The sequence below is a fragment of the Termitidicoccus mucosus genome (genome assembly GCF_038725785.1).
GTDB lineage: Bacteria > Verrucomicrobiota > Verrucomicrobiia > Opitutales > Opitutaceae > Termitidicoccus > Termitidicoccus mucosus.
Genome location: NZ_CP109796.1, coordinates 2,576,029 through 2,593,134 on the forward strand (window position 1 = coordinate 2,576,029; position 17,106 = coordinate 2,593,134).

A 17,106-nucleotide genomic window follows, 5' to 3' on the forward strand; every position below is an offset into this window, starting at 1 on the left:
CGATCTAAAATCAGCCCCGGCCACGCAATTTCATCACGCCCTCATACAGGGTATCAGCCCACGAATCCGGATTGATCCACCGTGCCAGCTCACGACTGTGAAAGGAAAATCGCTCCAACATTACATCGTCCAAATGATGAAACGCCGACAACGCACCCGCCAAAGCTTCGACAGAACCTGTCTCCGTCAAAAAACCGTTTTTGCCTTCTTCCAAAAAGCGGTCTGCCGCTCCACAGGCTCTTGAGCATAGCAAAGACAATCCGGCGGACGCTGCTTCATGAACCACAACTCCCCATGGCTCGAAAAGACTGGGCAGCACCAAGACTCCTGTTTGATTCATTAATCCCGGCAATTTTTCCGGCTGCACGAATCCGGCACATAACGCTCCGGCTTCCTGCAACGCCACCTGCAGGGGGCCGGTTCCCGCCACGCGCAGTGGCCATGGTTCTTTTACCTGCCCCGCGTATCGCCGATAAGCCTCGGCCAATACCAACGCTCCTTTGCTTTCCACGCATCTGCCGACAAACACAAACGCCCGTCTCCCCGCACGGGTGTTTTCCTCCGCGGAAAATCGCTCCACATCGCACGAATAATAACCTTCCCAAATGCGGTCTGCCGGATACGCCAAAAATGATGCCAGTTGTTTTTGCCTCTCCCCAGCAGCCCAAATCACATCGATCGCACGATGAAGATGCACCGGAGCGCTGAGCTTTCCCAGCCATTGTCGCCAATTCCCCGTGTATTGCGTGTCACATCCCGCGATGACGGGAATGCCTGCGGAACGCAGCTTTCGACACGCTCTCATATAGCCCTTGTCCACCCAGCCGCAGGTCAAAACGGCATCGGGCGAAAACGCCCTCACCCTCTCGATGAGCACCTCATCCGCGGATTCCCTCCGGTCGAATACCTCACCCAGCGGCCGCAGGTTGTGGAAATCGAAGGGCGCATCAGGGTGCGGAGGCCAAGCATGAACCAGCAGCTCCGCCGCGTGCCGTGTATGGAAACGCTGGAGGCAGGCGATGAAATAGGAGGCGAGCTCCGTGTGCAGGACGGCCAGACGCATCTTTGATCACTTCGTTTCCGGATTCAACTGACGATACCCCCACGCCAAGGCGATCCATGCCAGCACGCCATAACTCATGAGCACCAGATCAATCCCCGAGCGCATCCCGGCGAAAAGAGCCAGCAAGCCCGCGCCGAAGGTGATGAGCGCTCCCGGAGCAGGTCCCGCTCGCATCACTTGCGCCAGCGTGTTGGCTAGGTAACCGAGAAAAAGTCCGCCCCCGATGCATCCCAGAAACCCGAAGGCCATATAGAGCTCTCCAACCAACGAGACGGATAGCGAAACCCCCTGCATGCCTTGGGAAGAGGGCAAGTCAAACCCCGGGTCCAGCGGCTTTCCCGGCCACAGCACTCGAGGCACTGGCCTCGCCGCCACCCACACCAGCCATTTCATCCCGGTATAGGGGTGCTGTTCCGGAATAATATGAATAATTTGCGCCAACCGCAGAAAATTGTCATCCACATGCAAGTGCTTCACATGACTTTCCACTCGTGTTTCCTCGGAAAAAGCCGCCGCGATGCCCACCCCTCGATAGTTCAGCATCAGTTGCAGAAAGGCCAGCAAGCCCGCGCAAGTGGCCCCCATCAGCGCGAGATCCTTTAGGCGCGGCCTCTCCGAACTCAGAAACCATACAACCAGACCGCTACCCGCCATCACCCCGATAATCCTCCGCCCCCCTCCAGTTGAAAATAAGGCCAGCAAAATAAATGAGAAAAGCATCATAACGAGTGTCCGCCAATTCAACCATCCCACTCTCCGCGCCAGAAACGCGGTAATCGGTGGCACGATATAACCGAAATAACCGATGTGATCCAGAAAGGCATCCCACCCCCCTAACGCCCCGCGCGACCAAGGCGCAGCCCAGCGAATTTTCCCGAAGGCCCCCAGCATCGCGCCGAAATCATAACCCGAAGGAATCGCAAAACGCTGAAATGCCAAAAAGAAAGCCGCTACCCCGATGCCGAACAGGGTACGCGGCCCGAGGGAAATCGTTGCCGCCTCCCGCACGACTCGTGGCAGCCGCCAGGGCCGGCCAAAAGCCGCCAACCATACGCAGGCACTGAACGACCCAATCGCCAGATAACTCAACCGCACCTCTTTTACCCCGACCGAATCCATGCCATAGGCACCCTGAATAGGATCCAGCAACAGCCAATACACTGGCGCAGCAGTCACTAGCGACACCGGATGCAACAACGATACCGGCGAGGAAAACAGCACCCGCAGGGGTACCAGGATCAACCCCAGTGCCAGCGCCAAAGAGGGCGTTCTCAGCACGCCCGCCTCCCGGACATCGTCCGGCGTAAGCATGATCGCCAGCAGTGTCCCCAGCACGGCCCCGGCGAGGCCCAAACCGGGATGCAGCTCCCATGCCCACGGTTTCCGCACCGCAGTCTCCCGGGCAGGCCCGGGATGCCGCAGGCGCTGGCTCCGTCGCTCCATCCGGAGCGCATCAATATTCGATGGCAGGTCTCTCATTAAAAATCCTTCAAACGTTTTGTCAGACGCTCCAGCCCGTATTCTGACAAATCATCTGCTTTGCACGACCATGCTGCCAGTCGGGCGGGGTCCTCCAAGCACATCCTGATCGCCTCTTCGATGGCTCGCCCGCTCACCTCCGGCAGCAACAGCCCATTCTGCCCTGATGCCACCACCCGGCCGCAATGCAAAGACGCAATCACTGGCAACTTCCACGCCTGCGCTTCCAACTGGGTCAGCCCGAAACCATCGCTATGTGTCGGAAACAGAAACACATCCGCCTCCCGGTAAAACTCCACTGTTTGCCCCCTTGGCACCGCACCGCGCCAACGCACGTTGCGCAGTCCCTTGAGCACTTCCGGCACCGGCAGTAAAACCGGTCCTACCATCCAAAATTCAACTGGCAGACCTTCCAAACGCCTCGCCGCCTCCAGCAGTTCCAGCACCCCTTTCCGGACGGTTACCTGTCCCAGAAACAGCACCCGCAGTGGTCTCCATGCAGTGAATTTTTGCGGATAAGCTCGCACGAAATCGCGGCTTCCTTCCGGGGAACGGTAGGCCAGCGGAACGACTGTCATCTTTTCCTTCGGCACGCCCTCCCCGGCCAGCAGCTTTCGCGACCACTCCGAATTCACCACAATCATGTCCGCCAGCTCCCACTCCTCCTGCCATTGCTCCCAATAGGACACTGGCGCCGATGATGGTGCGGAACTCGATTCGGAATATTTCCGACAAATTTCCTTCATATGCAGCGCTTCGCCGAGACCGCCATCAATCTGCCCCAAAATTGTCCGCCACCCACGCTTCTTCGCCCAGCGAAAAGGCTCACGCGCCGTATAGCTGAAGGAAAACAGCGTCGGCCTTTCGTCCACGGCTTCGGCTTCCGGCAGCTCTTTTTCCAGCCAGCCCAGCGCCTGCCGCTGGAACCAGTCGTTGCGCGCCAGAATCTCCTCCCAGCCGCCATGCCCGCGCGCCTTCAACCGCATTTCAAAACCCACCGCACGGCCGGTGCATGACCGCACGCGCTCAGCCGGGATTTCAGAGTGATGCCGCTCCCGCAAAGATCGCCGCAAGTTTCCCCACAGACTTCCCGGCGGCACCCATGCCTCCGTCAGCAGCCTCCGCAAACGTCCCTCGCTCTCCAGCGCCCGCGGGATCGCATAATGCTCCCGCGCGCCGAGCTGGCAGGCGATCCAGTTCCGTTTTCCCGTCATAGCCTTCTTGATTTCATCCCCATTGCCGCTGCACCCAAGCCCGCACCGATTCCGTTCTCTTCTCGAAACACCACCACCATCCCACGGACACCGCCACGGTGCCCGCCAAAAACGCGGTATAGATCCCCAAGCCCATCCCATCGGGCAGCCATTGCCTGCCCTGCAAACCCGCCGTTACCGCCAGAAACAGCAGCGGAAAATGCACCACATACAGGGTATAGGAAATCTCCGCCAGCCCCTTGGCCATGCGGCGCAGCCACTCCGGCGCGCTCCAGCGTCCGCTCAAAGCCGGCAGCCACAGCGCGAAAACCCCGCCGACCACCCAGTCGTTGATCTCCTGTGGCCTCCACTTGCTGCCCGCCAAGACAAGCGCGAAGATGCCGGCCCCCAGCAGCCGCCAAATGAACCGCCCCCTGCAACCTGCGTCAAAGCACCCATTCCCCGCCGCCGTGCCGAAAAGCCAGATGCCCATCTTCGCCGCCAATCCTCCCGGCAGCCACCAGAGCAGGAAACCGCAAAGCCCTGCCGCCGCCATCGCCCGCATCGGTCGTTTCCATGCCACCGCCCAGCAAAGCAAAGGAAACAACACGTAATACCAGAACTCGTTGGCCAGACTCCACAACGGACTGTTGGTTCCGAAAACCGGCACTGCCACCGTTTGCAAAAACACCACATTGCCAACGCCGTCACGGGTGAAAGCGAGATACCATCCGCCTCCGGACCGGAATGAAACAGCGGTCGCAACCCGCCCGCATAGGCCTCGGGGGCCAGCCTATTTCCGATCACATCGCACCCCAGTGTCAGCGCCAAAGCCGGGACCAGCACCACCCACAACCGGATCAGCCTCGCCACCCCATAGCGTTTCCAGGAAAAACGCCCCTCCCGCGTCAGCCTGACCACGCCCCCGCCCACGAAATACCCCGACAACACGAAAAACACCATCACCGCCTGATGCCCCAGCCCCGTGGTCAGATAAAACGTCTTCGTCAGCAGTCCCGGAGACGACACCTCCGCCAAATCCACCAACATGAACGCCCGCAGATGCCCCGCCATCACCGCCAGTGCGCTCAAGCCGCGCACCAGATCCAGCAATTCCTCACGATCTCCTTGAGCGTTTATATCAACTTCGGCCATTTCCGTATCAGTTACAAAAGCGGCCATACAACAAGCCCTTCGCGGTACCCCATACGCCAAGCCTGCCGCAATTCCCGGAACCGCCGATAAGTTTCAGCCCGAACTGCCTTCCGCTCCAGCGTTGGAATCATTTTCCACGCTTCCCATAAAGCCCGGGCGCGAATCCGTAACCGCGCCGGTTCCCAAGACCACATCAGACACTTGCCCGTAGTCACTATCAAATGAATCGGAAGATAAGGCCACGGCACATTCTGCCACGCAAACAAGACCGCGTTCCTCGCTCCGTAGTAATCCATTCTCGAAAAATCCCGTTTCGGAGATTCATGGTGTAAAATCATAGGAGCATTTCCAAGTCTCACATAATAACCATCATCCATCAAGCGAATACAAAAGTCATTCTCCTCGCCCTGGTGAACCAACAATTCCCGGTAACCGCCCAATTTCAAAAACAACTCTCGCCGCACCGCATGCGCGGTTCCAATATAGGTTGAAACCGCCCACACGCCTTCTTCATCGGGCGCCTTTTGCTGCACCATATTCTGCTTGTGTGGCTCAATATACGGGATCGCCACCGCACCGATCTCCTCATGACCTGCAAAATCAGCCAACGTATGCATTACTACGTCCGAATTGGAAAACTCTGCATCATCATCGATCGAAAAAATCACATCCCCCTCAGCCAGTGCCGCCCCCCGGTTCCGCTGCGCGATCAATCCCAAGGATATTTCCGACCTTTCCAGCCGGACGGAAGGAAACTCGCGGCACACCATCTCACTCGTCCCGTCTGTAGAACCGTCGTCAATCACTATGATTTCCAATGGCTCCGACTGCCTCAAGGCGGACGCCAAGGCATTCCTCAGTTCTTCCTTGCGGTTTTTCGTCGTGATGACAAGTGTGGCGGTCACAGTCATTTTATCCGCATCAAAATCGGCTGAATCTCGAATTCCATTCACGGACAGGCTCGGCATCCAGCCGAAAGACCGTCAATTGAACCTTTCCCAGAGCGCTGGCCACCTTGTATTTCACCCTCTCCAGGCCCTCAGGACGGTAAATGGAAAGATCCACCTTAGTCAACCTCCCCTTCAGATTGCGGCGGATGAACTTGATCACCTTCGCCACATGAGGGTCGGAACTGTCGTCAAAGACAACCAATCCACCCGGCGAAAGAAGGCGAACCGCAAAATAAGCATCCACAAACACATCCTCGAACAAATGAGAACCGTCAATGTAGATAAAATCGAATTTTTCCCCGGCATGGAACAAATCGGCAAGCACAACAGAAGAATAATCTTTACGAAAGTCCAGATACTCCAGCAACCCTTCCCGCTTCATGTTTTCGATGCCCGCATTGTCCCAGACCGATTTTTGATAGGGATCAATCGCGACATGCTGCCTTTCGGGCATACGCCTCTGTTTCCTGTGAATGCCCGCGAACAACAGCGCTGACCCGCCAAAAGCAAAACCAACTTCCAAGGTTCTCAACTGCGGAGAGGACTCCAGCAACATTTGCAGCGTGGCTAAATTTTTCACGGTTGACAAAGAGGCGAGTCCCTCGAATTCACGGCCGGATTCTCCCTGCGTTCTCCGACTGGAGATCAAATGGCTCAAAGTGGGAATAAATTGAAATTCTGTCTTCATGATATGATTGCTAACTTGATCTAAATTTAGTGAAGCATTTTTCATCCCTTCCGATGCCCGATTACCCTCGCCGGCACTCCGGCCACAATGGACCATGCTTCCACATCCTTCGTCACCACAGCGCCCGCCCCCACCGCCGCCCCTTCGCCGATCGTCACCCCTTTCAAAACCCTGACGCCCGCCCCCAACCAAACCCCACGCTCCAGGATGACTGGCTCGCAACGCATCGGCTGTTTCGAAACGGGGATATCCCTGTTCGTCCCGTGATCGGCGTCTGTGATGTAGCAATGCGGGCCGATCATGCAGCCTTCCCCGATTTCAATCTTCTCGTGCGCGTCCAGCATCGTGTAACGATTGAGGTAAGCGCCTCGAATGTAGATTTTCCCTGTCGATGAGGGACCGCTGCACAAGAGCACCACGCCATCATCCAGACTCGTCCCTTTCTCCAGAAAAATGTCGCCCCACTGGCGGGGAATCGACACCTCCCGCAGCCACACATACCCCGTCATCCGCACGCCCAAGGCACGAAACCAAACATTGCGCCAGCGCGAAGCCAGTCCTTGGCCTAAGCGCACGATGATTCCCAAAAAACTCATGACAGCAACGCCTTGACGGGAAATCCCAGCAGGTATTTCCATCTCCCCAGCCGAACGTGCCAAAAAAACGTTTGGCGATACAAATGCCAAGCCTCAGAAATAAGCCTAGCATGGAGGTACTCAAGAGAGGCAGACCTGACTTGCCTCGTCAAAATCCGGCTCCTCTCCTTCGCACGCATGCTTCCGCCCGGATAGACGCCCGTCTGTTCATGCGTCAAGTTCCGGTTGATTCCAGACAGCCCGTTGATGACATCTTTTGTGATGTTCCCGCCATGATTCCGATAACCAAAGGAGCAACGGCGGACAATCTGAATAAATCCTGGCGATACTCCGAGCCTCATCGCTAAATCCGCATCCTCTCCATTGAAAAAATCGTTGGGAAATCCCCCCGAGCCTTGGAATACATTACGCCGGATGACAAACGAAGAAACTCCATGCCAACGCCATTCATCACCAGATTCATAATAATCCCTGAAATTCAGAACCTCCAATTGTTCGGATTCTACACGAGCCAACTGATCGGCATGATCAAACCGGAACGGCTTTCCAGCGATAAAGCTCGGCAATCCATTCTCTTTTATCACCGAATGATATGTGGCTAGTGTCCAAGGAAACCAAAGATCATCACTATCGAGAAATGCCAGATACTCTCCTTTGGCATGCTTGGCACCCAAATTCCGTGCCGGCCCCGGCCCCGCGTTTGCCTGTCGCAACGCCGTCAACCGCTCTCCCTGAGAAAGCAGATACTCCCATGTGCCGTCCGAAGAGCCGTCGTCCACCACAATCACCTCGTAGTCCGTGAAGGTCTGCCACCACACAGAATCCAGCGCTTCCTTGAGCAACTCCAATCGGTTGTAGGAGGGAATGATAACGGAAAACAACATACTCGTTTTACACTCCAATGGTTTCCCTGTCAGATGCGAAAGCCCCTTGATTGCGCTGACGGGCGGCGCTTCTGGCCTGGGCGGTCTGATAGTCGAGGCGCAATTCCTCGGGGAAGGCCGAGCAAAGCGCTTTGGTGGCGCCGGTACCCGAGGCATCCACGATCACCGCACGATACGGTTTTGCGGTTTGTGCCGCAAGGCTGGCGAGAGTGTCGCGTAGCAATTCGGGTCGGCCCATGGTGGCGATGACCACGGTGTAAGCTGGTTTCAACGGGTCCATCGTGCGATACATTCGGCAAATCGGAAGCCGCAGAGGGCAAGGGCGAGACGGTAGCACGGGGGAGCGGCCGGGCCTCGCGGGAGGAAGCGGCGGAGCCGGCGGCGCTCTCCGGCGTAGGAGGCGGCTTTGGACAGATCGGACTTGGCCCATGTTCGCGCCATTCCAAAACAGGCCTGGCCAGCGGCATCCCGATGAGCAGGCGAAAGCCGGTCGTGGACGGTCAGCCAAGCGAGTGCAGCGTCGATCAATTTGGTTTTTTCCCGGATGACGAGAAGCGGATCCTTGCGGCAGACGGTTTCTTCCGACCAGATGCGGTAAACCGCACCGGGCGTGGGGCAGAAGCGGAAACGCAGGGCAGTCTGGAGGGCGCGCAGGTAGAGCTCGTGTTCCTGACAACAGGGCTGTCCGTCTTTCCAGCCACCGATGCGTAACAGTGCTTCGCGCCGCCAGAGCGCACTGCCGGTCTGGGGGAGCTGCCAGGTGAACCATTGGGTGAAGATGTCGGTTCCCGTGTCGATACAGGTGGGCTCGCGATTAGCCGGGCGTCCGTTGCACCAAGTTTCTACGAGGACAGGGCTGTAGAGCACATCGGCGGAGGCAAGGTCGTCGGTCTCGGAGAACTGCCAGGTGATCTTTTGGGATTCGAGATAATCGTCAGCGTCGAGAAACTGCACCCATTCACCGGTAGCGGCGGCGAGGCCCGCGTTGCGGGCGGCGTTGCCGTTGTGCCAAACGCCTTGGAGGAAGCGCACGCGGTCGCCGAAAGTCCGGATTTTGGCGACACTGTCGTCAGACGAGGCGTCGTCCACCACGATGACCTCGGTTTCCGGCCACGTCTGGGCCAGCGCGCTTTCGATGGCATGGGACACCCAGCGTCCGGCGTTGTGACTGGGGATGATGATGGAGATTCTCATCCGGTCCCGGTTTCGAGTTGAAGCGAAAATTGTCTCGCCAAATCCTCCCCAATCCGGCGGCCAATGAGATAGAATGCCAGTCGTTTTTTCCAAGGATTTATACGATGACGAACGGACAGACTGGCGTCATGCCCGACAATGTAGGCAACGTATCGCTCTTTCGGCACGGTAAAGTTCAAGTTTCTGGACGAAAGCAGGGCTTTGATCTCGTTGTGCCCATGGTGGATATAAGGCACCTTGTTCCACTCGTTCCAGTCCCGTCCACGTGGCAAAGGGAAATCTGCGGTGGAGAGCGCGGCGGTGGAGCCACAGAGCGCGGCCAAGTGGTTGCGGGGAAGATGATCGCGGGATTTCCGGCATGGCATTCGATAGCGCTTACGGTGTCGGCGCGCAGCAAATCGTCGGCATCCAGCATCATTATATACTTGGGAGACGTGGGGGCGGCCATCATAGCTGGCGAATGCGATCTTCCAACTTTTGTCGATATGAAGACCTCGTGGATGGGAAGGGGACCAATCGACTAGATGGAAGGTGATCCGGGAATCGTTGTTCCCGTCCAGAAATTCGGGACGGGCGTGGCCCGCGATCACAGCAATCCAAGCCGGGTTGGTCTGGGCGAGCAGCGAGTCGAGCGTCTGGGGCAGGAGGGCACAGGCTGTTCTCCACTTGGCTTCGTCATCCCGAGGTCGGAGGGGAATCATGCGCTTCCGCTTGTGATCCTTGAGGGCAATAATATAAAGGGTGAATCCCGCCGTTGCGGTCACGTCTGGATGCGAGCCGGGGGTGTCCGTCACGAGCCCAGCGCAGGAGTTTGTCGATCACAGGCATGATGCACGCGAATATTATGCAGCGTTTATCGTGGTTAAAAACCAAGGGATGCCGTCGATGGTGAAGCCTTCCCTCGCCCAGCTATGGAAATGCATGCTGGTGAAATCAGTGCGGTTTTTGCGGAACCGTTCGGGGTTGGAGGAATAGGAGGAGTGCAGGGGACGCCAGCCCTGCCAGTGCGCAACGCAGGCCAAGGGAAGCTGGTCGGATCCGGGACGAAGGCCGGCCGTCGAGCGGAGGTGTTCCAGCGTGGGGATGAGTTCTTCAAAAAGTCCGGGCCAGTTTTCAGGTGGCCGTGTCGCGATCAAACCGGCATTAAATTGGGTGTGGAGTTTCGGGAAGGCTGCCATCAGCGCGGGCTTGGATGCGTAGCCCTCGCCGATTTCAAGATTGTAAAGCAAGGTATCCGCATCGGCGGATACGATGTCCAAAAGTTCATTGGGCTTGCGGAAAAAAAGAACATCGGAATCGAGCAGGATTAGGCATGGCAATGAACGCAGGAGATAGGGGTCGAAGAGCTTGCGACCATAGGCACCGCTGCGCCGATACCGGTGACAGGCAGGGAACTCCTTCAGGACATCTGACATGAGAACATCGGATTCCGCTCTCGGGATAATTTTCACTCCCCGGAAATGCCCACCGAAGAGGGCGAGTTGTTCTGGCGTCCACTCGTTGTCGGCATGAACAACCAATGAAAAGACGTTGCCTGCGAAGTAAAAAAAAGAGGCCAACCCCCAGATCGCGTGTTGAATGTCCCTGCTATGCATCACGCAGTGGACCTCGATCCCGGCCTTCCTCGAATCGAGTTCGACAGGAGGGAGAAACGCTACGTCCTGTAGAAGCGCGGCCATGCCTTGGCGTGCCAGTCGGTGAAAGGGGGAGCTTGATGGAGAGCACCGCTGCCTTGCCCTGACGATGAGCCGCCACCATAGGTCAGCCAGATAAAAGCCACGCGTGACGCGAGCCCGGCGGAGAAGCCGCTTTGCACTGGAAGGTTGAAGGGTCATGAAGGTCCAAGAAGAAATTCCCGGCGCAACCTTGCCGTCAATGGCCGCAGGCCAAGCAGTTTTTTGAGCATGATTTTCTTGCTGCGCCAGCCTTTCAGGGAAAATCCGGAATCATTGTCACCGGTTCCGACCATATAGACCACAGGACGGAAGGGGATGGGAAGGAGGGGACGATTGGTTGCCTCCATACGGGCCTTGATGATGTGATGGCCCCACTTGAGCAGTTCAATGTTGTCCGGATTGTCATCCATATCTTGGGGTAGGTCGCCGGGACCGACATGTATGACGTGAGAGGTGCCGCAGCGCAGATGAAAGCAGTTTTCGGCATAAAACCAACGACTTCCGATATCGTGAACATAGCCGCGATTGACGATCCATCCGTAAGGAGAGAAATGAGATGCAACCCATCCGGCCAAGTGGCTGCTGATACGATCATCTGCGTCAACCCGCATGATCGGGCAGGGCGCGAACTGACGGGCTTCGACCAGACCCCGATGGATTTTCCGGTATTTGTCCCCAATACGCTTGAGGCGAACCCCGTCAGGGATGGGGAAGGATTCCTCGATTACGGTCAACCGGGGGTGGACAAGCAGATTTTCGGGACGCCGGTTGCAGACGAGGATGGCGTGAAACGCAGGGTGGCTTTGGTTGAGGATGGAGCCGATACATCCTGTTGCCAGACGCGAGACCAGCGGCCAGTTGCGGGAAACCTCGGGGCTTTGCAGGGGTACGACAAAGACCAGCTTGCGAAAGGTGTCTGGAGGCGACATGTGGTCTCAGCGACTAGAACGTTGCAGGCTTTTGAAAAAAAGCGTCCAATGGATTTTCTCGCAAAGTGAGTATCCTTTGGGCTCAAGGTATTGTCTGATTTCTTGTTCGGCTGCGAAATCCAGTGCTTCGATGGAAAGGAAGGCGGGCCTGTAAGTTTCCAGAGAAACAGACTTGAGAACATGGATATCGTGTTTTTCACAGTCGATGTTCAGGTAGTCGATCGGCTGGTTGGCGAAAGGAGACCGGGCCAAAACCTGATCCAGGGTTTGGGTTCGCGCGCCAGTCGCAGAGGGATGCTCAAGAATCGAGATTGTTTCCGTGGTTCTTCCGGCATTTTGGGTTTTATAAAAAGCGGGTATATCACTGATGGCGGCGCAAACATTGCAGTCGCCGGGCCTCAGTTTGTTGAAGAGGTCTATTTTTTGAGGGTTTGTGTCTATGTTGACTCCGCGCCATCTCTTTTTGTAGAGAAGCAGCGTGTTGGACAAATGGATGGGGTGAAAAGCGCCCACATCGACGTATATGCCGTGGTCGATACCCATGTTTTGGGCCAAGCGCAGGGCTGCGAGATCTTCACCAAATTGAGAAAAAGAAAGGACGCAGAGGCGAAATTCCTCACGGTTCATGCCAACAGGAACTTTGTTCCTGAGCCGTTCCAGCAAGAGATTGGCAAGCGATGTGCATGCTTGGGCGATCAGAAATTTCAACATTCAGGTTTGTCGGGTTTGATGATACAGTTTCAGGATATCGATTGCGATTTTTCCCATGAAGCTCGGGCCAATCACTCCTCTTTGGCGACGGGAAGGTCGAGTGTGAGCAATGCGTTCAGCTTTGTCTCAAGCGTTTCATTCAGGTTTGTGAAACGCTGGACCGAAGGATGCGGTTCGCCGAGGTCGATGGGAGAAGCGGGACCGACTGCCGCCGCAGAGTCCGCATCTCCAGCCGTGCATCGCACTTTTCGACGGTGCGGGTGCGGTGGGCGATCACGATCATGGTGATCTTGCCCTGCAGGTTGTCGATGGCGCGCATCACTTCTGCCTCGGTGGCGTTGTCGAGGGCGCTGGTGGCCTCGTCGAGGATGAGCAAGTCGGGCTGGTGATAGAGCGCGCGGGCGAGGCCGATGCGCTGGCGCTGACCGCCGGAGAGTCTCACGCCGCGTTCGCCGACGAGGGTCTGCCAGCCCACCGGCGTCTCTTTCTCGATAAAGTCGAGAATCTGCGCGGCACCGGCAGCACGTCGGAGCGCGTTTGCGTCGATCTCCTTTTCAGGCACCCCGAAGGCGACATTGGCGGCAATGGTATCATCAATAAGGAAGATGTCCTGCGGCACATAGCCGATCCCGCCGCGCCAGGCCCGGCGGTTTCCGGGACCGAGCGGGGTGTCGTCGATGAGGATGCGCCCGGAGGATGGGACATGGAGCCCGAGCAGGAGATCGACGAGGGTGGATTTGCCGCAGCCGGTCTGACCGACGATGCCGAGCGAGGTGTTTTTGGGGATGACGAGGTTCAGATTTTGGATGACCGGACGAGCCGTTCCGGGATAGCAGAAGCCGAGGTTTTCCACGATAATGGCGCGCTCCCACGTCAGGCGTGGTGGCTGAGGGAAAAAGCCATCGGAGGAGCCGCGGTCCAGTGCCTCGTCTTTTTCGGCCACGAGAAATTCGTCATAAACCTCGTCGAGGGCGTGCAGGGTGGTGCCGATCTGGGTGAATTGGCCATAGAGGAGCTGGACGGCGGGTAGCAGACGATAGCCAGCCAGCGCTATGACGCCGAGATTGGGGAGGATGGCGGAGATGTTTTGTCCTCGGGCGGCGCAGATCAGGACCGCGAGCACTAGGCCACCGAAGGCGAGCGGTTCGATGAGATGGCGTGGCACGTTCGCATAAATGGGCTGCCAAGGCGTGTATTTGGCAAGTTGGCCGGAGTGGATGGCGAATTTGCCAATGAAGGGTTCCTCGGCACGGTGGACCTTGATGGGCTTGATGCCGCCCAGAAGCTGCTGGGCGTGGAGGTAAGTGCCGCGGTTAGCGATCTTGAGTTGTTCGCTGACGAGGCGGCGGCGACCGGACAGGAGGCGGAAGATGCCGAGGTAGTAGAGCGTAAGTCCGCCGGCCGCACCCAACGCGATCCAAGGGTGGACGAGAAAGAGGGTGGCGACGAGGAGCAGGATGATCGTAAGTCGTGCCATGCTGTCGAGCAGGGGAAGGAAAATGTCGTTCACGAAACTGCGGACATCGTCCACCACTTTTTTGACCAGCACGCCGGAGTGTTGTTGGAGAAAGTCTCCATAGGGCCGGGCGACGATCCGGCGGAGCAGGCGAAGCCGCAGCCAGTGGGCAAACTGCTGGGCGTAGCGGTTGCGAGAGTATTCTCCCAGAATATTAAATAGAGTCGCTAATAGCAGCATGAGCACGGCAAAGAGACCGGCATACAAAAGGAGTCGGGCATCGTCCATGGGAGGAAGCCAGGACAGGAGTTCACCGCCCACACGGGAATTCCGCAACCGCTGGGGATCCGCTGCCAAGGCAAGGAACGGGAAAATGGACGTAACGCCAAAAACCTGAAAGAGTCCCTGTATAAAGCAGAGAAAAACCACGATCACGAGCTTCCTGCGCCCAAAAGGCTTCGCCAGTTCATAGCTACGCCGAATGAGATCAATGTGATTCTGGAGGAAACGTGGCATGAAGCGAGTGGCAAAAAGGTGAATGATAGGGACTTGAGAACCTGATGTAAAATGAGTAATTGCTCTGTCCCAATTGAGATTCTGTCTGTTATCCAATTATCAAAACCGTTGTTAGCCCCCCTTAAATGAATTCCAGTTTGGCCAGACCTTTTTCGGCAGCATATTCGATAATATTAATTCCCGGAAATTCTGCTCTGAGCTGCCGGAGGCATTCCTGTTCATTACCGCGCGCTGCATCGTCCAGAAAAATCGCTCCGCCCTTTATCAAATGCGTCGTTGCCCAGCGAAGGGGAACAAGCCGTGTAAGCAAGCCATTCGTGAATGGCGGCCCATCGATGAGCGCCAAATCAATAGAACAGTCAGGCAACGACGTTAGATCATAACTGCTACATGTCGGGCTCATGGCGACGAGTGGAGCGAGAGCGAATGTTATCACATCTGTTACATTGCAGGCTTTGGCTTGGCGTTGAATTGCGCCCAAATATCCACTATCATGTTCAACGCTGACAAGCCGACCACCACGTTGCTTGAGGACAGTTGCGAGAATGATGGTGGATTGTCCGCTTCCGAATTCGATAACCGTTGGAGATTCGCGTTCCTGGAGATCAGCAAGTATCCATGCCATCGCGTCGGGCGAGATGGCCCATCCCCGCATCGGACGAAGCACGCTGCTCCCCTGCATGGCATTCTGAATCTGGATAAGTCCAGCGAATTGATTATAGAGTTGATTTAACTCTTCTTTGCGAGCCAAGCCCGCGAAAAGCCGGTTTCGTATTTTACGAAGCAGTCGTCTCATGAGTTTATGTTCGTATTCCAGCGCAACTCTTGATGCCGCGAATACTGGTGACCTGCCGGGTGATTTTTTTCAGTAATTCAAAATCGAGCTTGCTCCCAGGCAATACCCAGATTGCCAGTATATAAACTGTCATAAAAAGTATAGCTGATACGGCAAGCCCCTGAACAGGCATAAGCTCGCCCCAAACCGGTTGCCACACTCGACATCCTGCTACTGCAATGACACTGGCAATGAATGGTCGAAATATACATGTCGAAAAATCTTTAAGGCAAAGTGGAGTTCCTCTAAACGTCCAGGCAAGAATAGGGTATGCTGTAATATAGGTTACTACCGCATATCCTGCGGCTACACCTATTGCGCCCCAGTGAAGCCCTATGGAGAACCCGATAATACTGCAAACTGCATTAAAGAAGCCCAGTTGCAGATAGCGTTTTCCCATCCCCCTGCTAAGTACTACCATCCCCCATAAAGTAATTACAGGTTGCACGAATCCAACTGTCGCGAGGATAGCGAAGATCGGGACTATACCAATCCACTGTACACCAAGAGCGAGAACTATAACGGGTTTTGAAGCCACAAACAAAAAAGCCGAGAAAGGCATCGAAACCAATGCGAGAAACGTAGTGACTTTTCGATAGTAGTCTCGGAAAGCGTCCGACTGATTCTGCAATCGACTCATCGCCGGAAAGCCCACGGCATTGATCGGTCCCCGCAAGGTATTGATTGGAAGCATTAATAGAGAGTATGCGCGGCTATAGAGCCCCAATGCGTCCGCGCCCCAGAATTTGCCGATCAAGATGTTGTCGAGATTCCGATGAAAATAATTCACAAAATCGAAGGCCGTAATGTTCGCACCGAACTTAAGCATGGAGCGTATGCCCACACCTCGCGTCCAGAGGCCGGGGCGAAAGGGTGACAGGGCAAAAAGCAGCAGGGTGGTGACAATGCCTCCGGTAATGCTTCCCCACGCCAGCGCCCAATAACCCTGTCCGTGCAGGGCCAGGATGATGGAAACGCCTAATCCCGCGAGGGCTCCGGCAATGCCGGTGACAGCCCGGCGGCCGAATTGCAGTTCCCGCTGCATAAGCGCCCCGTGCTGGGTGCCGAGACTGCCGATAAGAAAGGTGGTCGAGAGCAGCAGGGTAAGCGGTATGAGTTCGGGTTTGCCATAAAACCATGCCACCAGAGGCGAAGACGCCGCCAGCGCACTTGTCAGCAGAATCCCCATGCCGACATTGAGCCAAAACAGATTGCTCATTTGGGCATGCGTAAGCGTTCCTTTCTGGATGGCGGCGGCAGAGAGTCCGAGGTCGCGAAAAAGGCCGGCAAAGGAAGTAACGGCTATCACCATCGCCATGACTCCGTAGTCGTCTGGCGAGAGCAGCCGGGCCAGCGTAACAGTGGAGGCAAGTTGGATGGCGATGCTGATCCCCTGGGCTCCAAAGGTGACCATGCCGCCGCGCACCGATTTGCGCTTGAGGTCGGCCATGTCGATGGCCGGGGACACTGAAGATATATCTGTAGGAGGAGCCGGATCTGCCATTTTCTTTGACGTTTTCAGTGGGGGAGAACGAAGTGAGCTTGAAGACGCGGCAGCGACAGGAGCGCGGGCATCCTGCCTGCGGACTGGGGGGCATGGACGACTCGTCCATGCGTTTGCGTGGCACGGGCGACCCGCCCGTGCTTCGCGGAGCCATCGCCCGAAAACATGGGCGAGTCGCCCATGCCACGCAATCCACACGGGCAGGATGCCCGTGCCCCTTTTCACACCGAATACGTCGAAGATCCTTTCATATATTTTGTTTCACCAATGGAACCGC

17 protein-coding genes and 1 pseudogene are annotated in these 17,106 nt (G+C 56.5%); all 18 read right to left on the minus strand.

The annotated features are described in order from the left end of the window. Positions 1-10 precede the first annotated feature (10 nt). The 18 genes and pseudogenes from OH491_RS08805 to OH491_RS08885 all read right to left on the minus strand — a co-directional run bounded on the left by OH491_RS08805 (position 11) and on the right by OH491_RS08885 (position 16,775). On the minus strand, positions 11-1,063 hold the full coding sequence (locus tag OH491_RS08805; RefSeq protein WP_068772133.1) for a glycosyltransferase family 4 protein: 1,053 nt from the start codon (positions 1,061-1,063) through the stop codon (positions 11-13). A 6-nt stretch (positions 1,064-1,069) separates the two neighbouring features. Continuing rightward, positions 1,070-2,374 (minus strand): oligosaccharide repeat unit polymerase, encoded by a 1,305-nt coding sequence (locus tag OH491_RS08810; RefSeq protein ID WP_145929014.1) that lies wholly within the window; start codon positions 2,372-2,374, stop codon positions 1,070-1,072. A 167-nt stretch (positions 2,375-2,541) separates the two neighbouring features. Beyond that, positions 2,542-3,756: a glycosyltransferase family 4 protein gene (locus tag OH491_RS08815; protein WP_068772131.1), complete on the minus strand. Its 1,215-nt coding sequence runs from the start codon at positions 3,754-3,756 to the stop codon at positions 2,542-2,544. A gap of 13 nt (positions 3,757-3,769) precedes the next feature. After that, positions 3,770-4,429 carry an acyltransferase family protein gene (locus tag OH491_RS08820; protein WP_084442514.1) on the minus strand — a complete coding sequence of 220 codons (660 nt, stop codon included), beginning with the start codon at positions 4,427-4,429 and terminating at the stop codon, positions 3,770-3,772. Positions 4,430-4,536: 107 nt separating this feature from the next. Beyond that, a pseudogene (locus tag OH491_RS28145) lies at positions 4,537-4,917 on the minus strand (acyltransferase family protein); the annotation flags it as partial. Beyond that, positions 4,902-5,858, minus strand: coding sequence for a glycosyltransferase family 2 protein (locus OH491_RS08825; RefSeq protein ID WP_084442513.1), 957 nt, complete (start codon positions 5,856-5,858; stop codon positions 4,902-4,904). The gene OH491_RS08825 and the pseudogene OH491_RS28145, both read right to left, overlap by 16 nt. Beyond that, a complete protein-coding gene (locus OH491_RS08830; protein ID WP_068772128.1) occupies positions 5,812-6,528 on the minus strand; it encodes a class I SAM-dependent methyltransferase in 717 nt (238 codons plus the stop codon). The genes OH491_RS08825 and OH491_RS08830 overlap by 47 nt, the downstream gene beginning before the upstream one ends. A gap of 41 nt (positions 6,529-6,569) precedes the next feature. Continuing rightward, positions 6,570-7,124, minus strand: a complete 555-nt coding sequence (locus tag OH491_RS08835) for an acyltransferase (RefSeq protein WP_068772127.1) — start codon at positions 7,122-7,124, stop codon at positions 6,570-6,572. Beyond that, positions 7,121-8,008 carry a glycosyltransferase family 2 protein gene (locus OH491_RS08840; RefSeq protein WP_068772126.1) on the minus strand — a complete coding sequence of 296 codons (888 nt, stop codon included), beginning with the start codon at positions 8,006-8,008 and terminating at the stop codon, positions 7,121-7,123. Before OH491_RS08840 ends, OH491_RS08835 begins: the two co-directional genes overlap by 4 nt. A gap of 7 nt (positions 8,009-8,015) precedes the next feature. Continuing rightward, positions 8,016-8,261, minus strand: a complete 246-nt coding sequence (locus tag OH491_RS08845; protein ID WP_342750982.1) for a glycosyltransferase family A protein — start codon at positions 8,259-8,261, stop codon at positions 8,016-8,018. A 14-nt stretch (positions 8,262-8,275) separates the two neighbouring features. Next, the gene (locus OH491_RS08850) at positions 8,276-9,202 is read right to left on the minus strand and encodes a glycosyltransferase family 2 protein (RefSeq protein ID WP_068772124.1); all 927 of its coding nucleotides are present in this window, start codon (positions 9,200-9,202) and stop codon (positions 8,276-8,278) included. Further along, positions 9,199-9,996: a hypothetical protein gene (locus OH491_RS08855; protein WP_145929012.1), complete on the minus strand. Its 798-nt coding sequence runs from the start codon at positions 9,994-9,996 to the stop codon at positions 9,199-9,201. The genes OH491_RS08850 and OH491_RS08855 overlap by 4 nt, the downstream gene beginning before the upstream one ends. 48 nt (positions 9,997-10,044) lie before the next feature. Next, on the minus strand, positions 10,045-10,881 hold the full coding sequence (locus OH491_RS08860; RefSeq protein ID WP_145929011.1) for a hypothetical protein: 837 nt from the start codon (positions 10,879-10,881) through the stop codon (positions 10,045-10,047). Positions 10,882-11,033: 152 nt separating this feature from the next. After that, positions 11,034-11,807 carry a glycosyltransferase family 2 protein gene (locus tag OH491_RS08865; protein ID WP_145929010.1) on the minus strand — a complete coding sequence of 258 codons (774 nt, stop codon included), beginning with the start codon at positions 11,805-11,807 and terminating at the stop codon, positions 11,034-11,036. Between the two features lie 6 nt (positions 11,808-11,813). Next, entirely contained in the window at positions 11,814-12,518 is a 705-nt protein-coding gene (locus OH491_RS08870) for an FkbM family methyltransferase (protein ID WP_084442510.1), read from the minus strand. A gap of 139 nt (positions 12,519-12,657) precedes the next feature. Beyond that, positions 12,658-14,262, minus strand: coding sequence for an ABC transporter ATP-binding protein (locus tag OH491_RS08875; RefSeq protein WP_334319573.1), 1,605 nt, complete (start codon positions 14,260-14,262; stop codon positions 12,658-12,660). A gap of 349 nt (positions 14,263-14,611) precedes the next feature. Beyond that, complete coding sequence (locus tag OH491_RS08880) at positions 14,612-15,241, minus strand: class I SAM-dependent methyltransferase (protein WP_342750983.1); 630 nt, start codon at positions 15,239-15,241, stop codon at positions 14,612-14,614. Positions 15,242-15,290: 49 nt separating this feature from the next. Continuing rightward, entirely contained in the window at positions 15,291-16,775 is a 1,485-nt protein-coding gene (locus tag OH491_RS08885; RefSeq protein WP_068772118.1) for a lipopolysaccharide biosynthesis protein, read from the minus strand. Between the last annotated feature and the right edge of the window lie 331 nt (positions 16,776-17,106).